Below are 6,573 nucleotides of genomic sequence, written 5' to 3' on the forward strand. Positions count from 1 at the left end.
GCGGGGGTCCGGGGGCGGAGCCCCCGTGCGGACGGTCAGTCCTCGTCCGGTACGCCGTCGGCCGCGTCGGCCCTCCCGCCGCCCTTCTCCTCCGGCGCGCCGCACGGCGACACGCACGGACCCTTGCGCCACCACTGCGGCAGCATCGCGATCGCCTCGTCCCCCAGCGGGTTCACCCCCGGCCCCGCGGCCAGCGAGTGCCCCACGAGCACGTGCAGGCACTTCACCCGGTCCGGCATGCCCCCCGCACTCGGGAAGCCCTCCAGCACCTCGATGGAGTCACGCCGCGCGATGTAGTCCTCGTGCGCGGCCCGGTACGCGGCGGCCAGCTCGGGGTCCGTACCGAGGCGCTCGGTCATCTCCCGCATGACCCCGTTCGCCTCCAGCGTGCCGATCGCGGACGCCGCACGCGGGCACGTCAGGTAGTACGTCGTCGGGAACGGCGTACCGTCCTCCAGCCGCGGCTGGGTCTCGACCACGTCCGGGTTTCCGCACGGACAGCGGTGCGCGATGGCGCGCAGCCCGCGCGGCGGGCGCCCCAGCTGCTGCTGGAACGCGGCGATGTCCGCGTCGGTGGGCGCGGTGGGCTCGGTCTGGGGAGGGGGCGTTTCCATGCCTGCCTAGGTTCTGATCGGGCTGCTTGAACTGCGGTTCCGCAGATGAACGAGGGAACGCGGGTCAGCCGCGGTCGGCGCTGTCGACGCCGTCCCACAGATTGGAGTGCCAGGGCCGGCCGGACTCGTCCGGCTTTCCGTTGCGCTCCTTGACCGCGTCGGGGTCGACCACCGTGTAGCTGGTCTCTCCCGGAAGAAGGTAGTGCAGGTGCTCGCGGGCCAGCCGCTTGATGTACGCGTCGTCCTGGAGGCGCGACTTCTCGTCGCGCAGTTCCTCGGTGCGTGCCTCGGCCTCCTGCGCGAGCCGCTCCTGGTCGGCGATCTCGTCGCGCTGCGACACGTACTGCCGCATCGGGTACGCGAGTGCGACGACCAGGGAGCAGACGATCAGGGCCAGGACGGCCGCCCGGCCGGTGAGGCGGGAGCGGTGCGCCTGACGGCGGTTCTGGGACCGGTAGACGCGGGCTGCGGTCTGCTCACCGAGCAGCCTCAGCCGGGTCGCGGTGGAGAACCGGTCCCGGTCCTTCGCGGCCATGTCTCCGCCTCCCCATTACGCACGTCCGTCCCCGCACACGGTACGGGACCGAGTGCGGGGACGGACGGAGGCCGGGGCGCTGGACCCGGCCGGGCCTGTCAGCCCTAGGGCCTCTCGTTTGGATCATGCCGGGCTCGCGGGGTCCGGCACGCGCACCTGCCGTGTTGTCGTCGGTCGCCAATGCTCCGCACTGACTCCCTCCTCCGCCTTGCATCCGCACGCACCGGACCCCGCTCCCTGATCCAGCCTGATCCACCTGATCCAAACGAAAGACCCTAGCTGTGCTCGTCAGCCTTCGGAGCGAAACCGCGGGAACGCCGAGCGGCCCGCGTACACCGCGGCGTCGTCGAGGATCTCCTCGATGCGCAGCAGCTGGTTGTACTTGGCGACGCGGTCCGAGCGGGCCGGGGCGCCGGTCTTGATCTGGCCGCAGTTCACGGCGACCGCGAGGTCGGCGATGGTGACGTCCTCGGTCTCGCCGGAGCGGTGGGACATCATGCACTTGAAGCCGTTGCGCTGGGCCAGCTCGACGGCGTCCAGGGTCTCGGTCAGCGAACCGATCTGGTTGACCTTGACGAGCAGGGCGTTGGCGGAGCCCTCCTCGATGCCGCGGGCCAGGCGCTCCGGGTTGGTGACGAAGAGGTCGTCGCCGACGATCTGCACCTTGGCGCCGAGCTTGTCGGTGATGACCTTCCAGCCGGCCCAGTCGTCCTCGTACAGCGGGTCCTCGATGGAGACCAGCGGGTACGCGGAGACGAGCTCCTCGTAGTACTCGGTCATCTCGGCGGCCGAGCGGGACTTGCCCTCGAACTCGTACTTGCCGTCCTTGTAGAACTCGGACGCGGCGACGTCGAGCGCGAGCGCGATGTCCTTGCCCGGGGCGTAGCCGGCTTCCTTGATGGCCTCGACGATGAGGTCGAGGGCCGCGCGGTTGGACTCCAGGTTCGGCGCGAAGCCACCCTCGTCACCGAGGCCGGTGGACAGGCCCTTGGTCTTCAGGACCTTCTTCAGCGTGTGGTAGACCTCGGCGCCCCAGCGCAGGGCCTCGGAGAAGGACTCCGCGCCGATCGGGGCGATCATGAACTCCTGGATGTCCACGTTGGAGTCGGCGTGCGACCCACCGTTGAGGATGTTCATCATCGGGACGGGCAGCAGGTGCGCGTTCGGGCCACCGAGGTAGCGGAACAGCGGCAGGTCCGAGGCCTCGGACGCGGCGTGGGCGACGGCGAGCGAGACGCCGAGGATGGCGTTGGCGCCGAGCGAGCCCTTGTTCTCCGTGGCGTCCAGGTCGAACATGGCCTGGTCGATCAGCCGCTGCTCGGTCGCGTCGTAGCCGACGAGCTCCGGGCCGATCTGCTCGATCACGGCGAGGACCGCCTTCTCGACGCCCTTTCCGTGGTAGCGGTTGGGGTCACCGTCGCGAAGCTCAATGGCCTCGAACGCACCGGTGGAGGCTCCGGACGGAACAGCAGCACGACCCGTGCTGCCGTCGTCGAGGCCAACCTCGACCTCGACCGTGGGGTTGCCCCGGGAGTCGAGGATTTCCCGGGCTACGACGACGTCGATGGACGGCACGAGGCATCTCCTTCTGGGATATGACGCTGGTTGTGCAGGGTCACTTTGGCCTTGCGACAAGAGCCTAACCGGCCCGGCCGTCTCAGTCGGCCGACCGCCCGTCCCCTGGGACGAAAAAGGACCCAAGAGCCGTCATAGCGGGGCGAACGGCCAGAAATTTACTGACCAGTAACTACAACAGTTGAACAATCACCACGGAAACCGGCGAGCCGCGAACCGGCGGCCCGGCGACCGGTGAACCCCGGCCCGGCACGCATGGGGGGGAAGATGCGGGCCGGGCCGGGGTGCTCAGCGAGGAGGGTGCTGAATCACTTCACCAGGTGGAGCTGCTGACCCGGGAAGATCATGTCGGCGTCCTTGACGATGTCCTTGTTCAGCTTGAACAGCTGCTCCCAGCCGCCCTTGACGTCGTGGTCGGCCGCGATCTTGCTCAGCGAGTCGCCGGCGACGACCTTGTACTCGCCATCACCCTTCTTGACCTTCTCGCCGGTCGGGGTGGTGACGGTCTTCTTCTGCTCCGCCTTGGGGGCGGTCGAGCGGTCGGAGCGGTTGGTGGCCGGGGCCTCGGTGCGCTCGGACTTCTTCGGCTCGGCCTGCTGGGCCGGAGCCGACTCCTGCTTGGGAGCGGTCTCGGTCTTGGGGGCGGTGGAGCCGGTGCCGACGCCCGGGTCGACACCGTCGTTGCTCAGGTTGCCGGCACCGGCGCAGGACCAGGCACCCGGTCCCTGCATGTCGAGGAGCTTCTCGGCCACGGTGATCTGCTGGGACTTGCTGGCCAGGTCGGCGCGGGCCGCGTACTGCGTACCGCCGGCGGCGGCCCAGCTGGACTGCGAGAACTGCAGACCGCCGTAGTAGCCGTTGCCGGTGTTGATGGACCAGTTGCCGCCGGACTCGCACTGGGCGACCGCGTCCCACGTGGAGACGGAGGCCGCGGAGGCGCCGGTCGCACCCATCAGGGGCACGGCGATGGCGGCACCGGTCACACCGGCGAGCGTGGCGATACGGACGGCCTTGGACGGGCGGCGGTGCTTGTTGCCCTTGCTGTTCAGCAGCATCGAGACTTCTCCTCACCGACGCCTGCGAGGTGAGCTGTCGGGTTCGGGCCAAGTGAGTTGCCCGGTCGCACGTCCTAGCGCACGACTTAACCCCAAGCCGGTCCTGATGCGTCTTGCGACGATCGGGCCCGGCACTTACCTGGGTCCCCCGCTCCTGCCTACGGCGCTTTACGCGTCTGTTCCCATCGACCGACGGCAGGATTCGGCGTGACGATCGACGGGGCCCGCGGTGCGAGCGGTTCCGACCGTAAACACACGCAACCCTCATCTTCAAAGAAGGACATACCGGATAAACAGCCCTTACTTGCATCCGAAGAAGGCCTGTTTGCGCAGGTCGGAACGGATGCAGGGGGAGCTCCCGGACAAGACGCGCCAGTTCACGCAAAGAGACCCATGTCTCACTTAGTCAAAAGTGGGACATAAGCCTCCTAAGTGCCCCAGATTCGGGGCGCATTCAGCTGATGATCAGACTGCTTCCGCGGCCGTTCTCAACCGGCCTTGACGCCGAGATCGAGACTCTGGCCAGGGAGGATGAGGTCCGGGTCGGAGCCGACCGCTGCCTTGTTGGCCTCGTACAGCCCGGTCCAGCCGCCGGGCAGCTTCTGCGCGTCAGCAATCGCCCAGAGGTTGTCGCCCGGCCGGACGGTGTACGTACCGTCAGCGGCCGGTGCGCCCTTGCCGCGTGCGTCACCTTCGCCGCGCGAGGCGTGCCGCCCCGAGTCCCGGTCGCTGCCGGGCTTCTCCGGGGCCGGCGCACCACGGTGCCTGCCACCCGTGTCCCCGGCCCGGGACGACCTGTCCGGGGCGTCGGAGGTGTCACTCGCACCGGAGGAGCCGGATGCCGAGGGCGTGGCGGACGAGGAGTCCGAGGCGTCCGGCGTACGGTCCTTGTCGACGGTGTCGGCGGTGGCGTCGTCCGACGGGGTCTTCTTGGCGCCCTTGGACGCGTGGTCCGACGGGTCGGCGCTCTTTGACGGGTCGGCGCTCGCGGACGGGTCGGCGCTCTCGGACGGGTCGGCGGACGGGGTGCTGCCCGGGTCGACGCCCGGCAGGGATCCGTCCACGGCGAGGCCGGAGATGACGGCGCAGCTGGGCCACGCCTTCGGCCCCTGGTCGTCCAGGACCTTCTCCGCCACGGCGATCTGCTGCGAGCGGCTGGCCAGGTCCGCACGCGGGGCGTACGAATCGCCGCCGTAGGACTTCCACACCTCCTGCGAGAACTGCAGGCCGCCGTAGAAGCCGTTGCCGAGGTCGGCACTCCACATGCCGCCGCTCTCGCACTCGGCGACCCGGTCCCAGGTCGAGGCGTCGGCGGCGTGCGCGCCGGCCGCGCCGAGCAGCGGGATGGCGATGGCCGAGCCGGTCACGCCTGCGGCGACGACGATCGCGGGTGCCTGCCGAGGGCGACGGTGCCTGCCGTTCGCGGAGCCCATGGGAATGCCTTCCGTGTGACGGACGAGTGACGGATGAGTCGAACGGTGAACCTAGCGGGACTCGAACGTGTGTCACAAGTCGATGCAGCAGAGATCACGTGAAAGTCACAGAGTTGACAGAGCGTCACCTTCGCCGGTGACGGTCTCGGGGGTGAACTCCACCGGAAGCGTGCGCAGTCCGCGCATGATGAGCCCGCCACGCCAGCGCAAATCGGCAGGTTCCACCGCAAGTCGCAGGTCCGGGAGGCGTTTCAGCAGCGTGGCGAGCGCGGCCTGTCCCTCCAGCCGGGCGAGCGGTGCTCCCAGGCAGTAATGGATGCCGTGACCGTAACCGAGGTGCTGATTGTCACGCCGCGAGAGGTCCAGCGTGTCCGGAACGGCGAAGCGTTCGGGGTCCCGGTCGGCGGCCGCCAGCACCACCAGCACTGGGTCCCCCTCGGCGACCTGCTGCCCGCCGAGCGTCAGCGCCTCGGTGGCGAACCGCCAGGTCGCCAGCTCCACCGGACCGTCGTAACGCAGCAGTTCCTCGACCCCGGTGGCCAGCAGCTCCGTCTCCCCCGCCGCCAGGGACCGCTGGAGCCGCTCGCGCTGCTCCGGGTGGCCCAGCAGGGTGTGGACGCCGTTGCCGATGAGGTTGACGGTCGTCTCGAACCCGGCGAAGAGCAGGATGAAGGCCATCGCGGCGGCCTCGTTCTCGGTCAGGTGCTCGCCGTCGTCACTCGCCCGGATCAGTCCCGAGATCAGGTCGTCCCCGGGGTTCTCGCGCTTGCGGTGGATGAGTTCGAGCAGATAGCCGCGCATCTTCTTCACCGAACGGGCCACCCCGCCGCGGGGGCCGCCGCCGTGGCGGATCATCATGCCCGCCCAGTCCCGGAAGTCGTCCTGGTCCTCGCGCGGGACGCCGAGCAGGTCGCAGATCGCGTAGATGGGGAGCGGGAAGGCGAACTCATGAATGAGGTCCGCCTCCCCCTTCTGCGCGAAGGAGTCGATGAGGCGGTCGGTCAGCTCCTGCACGCGCGGCGCGAACTCCGCGATGCGCCGGGGCGTGAACGCCTTCGACACCAGACGCCGCAGCCGGGTGTGGTCGGGCGGGTCGATGTTCAGCAGATGCGTCATCAGCTCCGCCTTGCGCTCGCCCGGAATGCCGGTGCGGCCCTTGGCGTGCGCAGGCTCGGCGTGGTGCGCCGGGTTCTTGGAGAGCCGGGCGTCGGCGAGGGCCTGCTTGGCATCCGCGTACCGGGTGACGAGCCAGGCCTCGACCCCGCTGGGCAGGGTGGTGCGGTGCACGGGGCTGTGCTCGCGCAGCCAGGCGTACGCGGGGTACGGGTCGGTGGCGAACTCCCAGGTGAAGAGTTCGGGGG

6 protein-coding genes and 1 riboswitch are annotated in these 6,573 nt (G+C 69.5%); all 6 genes read right to left on the minus strand.

The annotated features are described in order from the left end of the window. Positions 1-35: 35 nt before the first annotated feature. The gene (locus J1C73_RS28485) at positions 36-614 is read right to left on the minus strand and encodes a DUF501 domain-containing protein (RefSeq protein WP_207318891.1); all 579 of its coding nucleotides are present in this window, start codon (positions 612-614) and stop codon (positions 36-38) included. Between the two features lie 64 nt (positions 615-678). Next, a complete protein-coding gene (locus tag J1C73_RS28490) occupies positions 679-1,149 on the minus strand; it encodes an FtsB family cell division protein (RefSeq protein WP_123459756.1) in 471 nt (156 codons plus the stop codon). Between the two features lie 288 nt (positions 1,150-1,437). Beyond that, positions 1,438-2,724 carry a phosphopyruvate hydratase gene (gene eno / locus J1C73_RS28495; RefSeq protein WP_207318892.1) on the minus strand — a complete coding sequence of 429 codons (1,287 nt, stop codon included), beginning with the start codon at positions 2,722-2,724 and terminating at the stop codon, positions 1,438-1,440. Positions 2,725-3,032: 308 nt separating this feature from the next. Further along, positions 3,033-3,779, minus strand: a complete 747-nt coding sequence (locus J1C73_RS28500; RefSeq protein WP_207318893.1) for a LysM peptidoglycan-binding domain-containing protein — start codon at positions 3,777-3,779, stop codon at positions 3,033-3,035. A 4-nt stretch (positions 3,780-3,783) separates the two neighbouring features. Further along, positions 3,784-3,955, minus strand: a riboswitch (cyclic di-AMP (ydaO/yuaA leader). Positions 3,956-4,267: 312 nt separating this feature from the next. After that, entirely contained in the window at positions 4,268-5,212 is a 945-nt protein-coding gene (locus J1C73_RS28505) for a transglycosylase family protein (protein WP_207318894.1), read from the minus strand. 105 nt (positions 5,213-5,317) lie between these two features. Then, the coding region (locus J1C73_RS28510; RefSeq protein ID WP_207318895.1) for a cytochrome P450 family protein at positions 5,318-6,573 on the minus strand (1,256 nt) is incomplete at its 5' end.

Source organism: Streptomyces laculatispora, assembly GCF_017353455.1.
In the GTDB taxonomy this organism is placed as follows: domain Bacteria; phylum Actinomycetota; class Actinomycetes; order Streptomycetales; family Streptomycetaceae; genus Streptomyces; species Streptomyces laculatispora.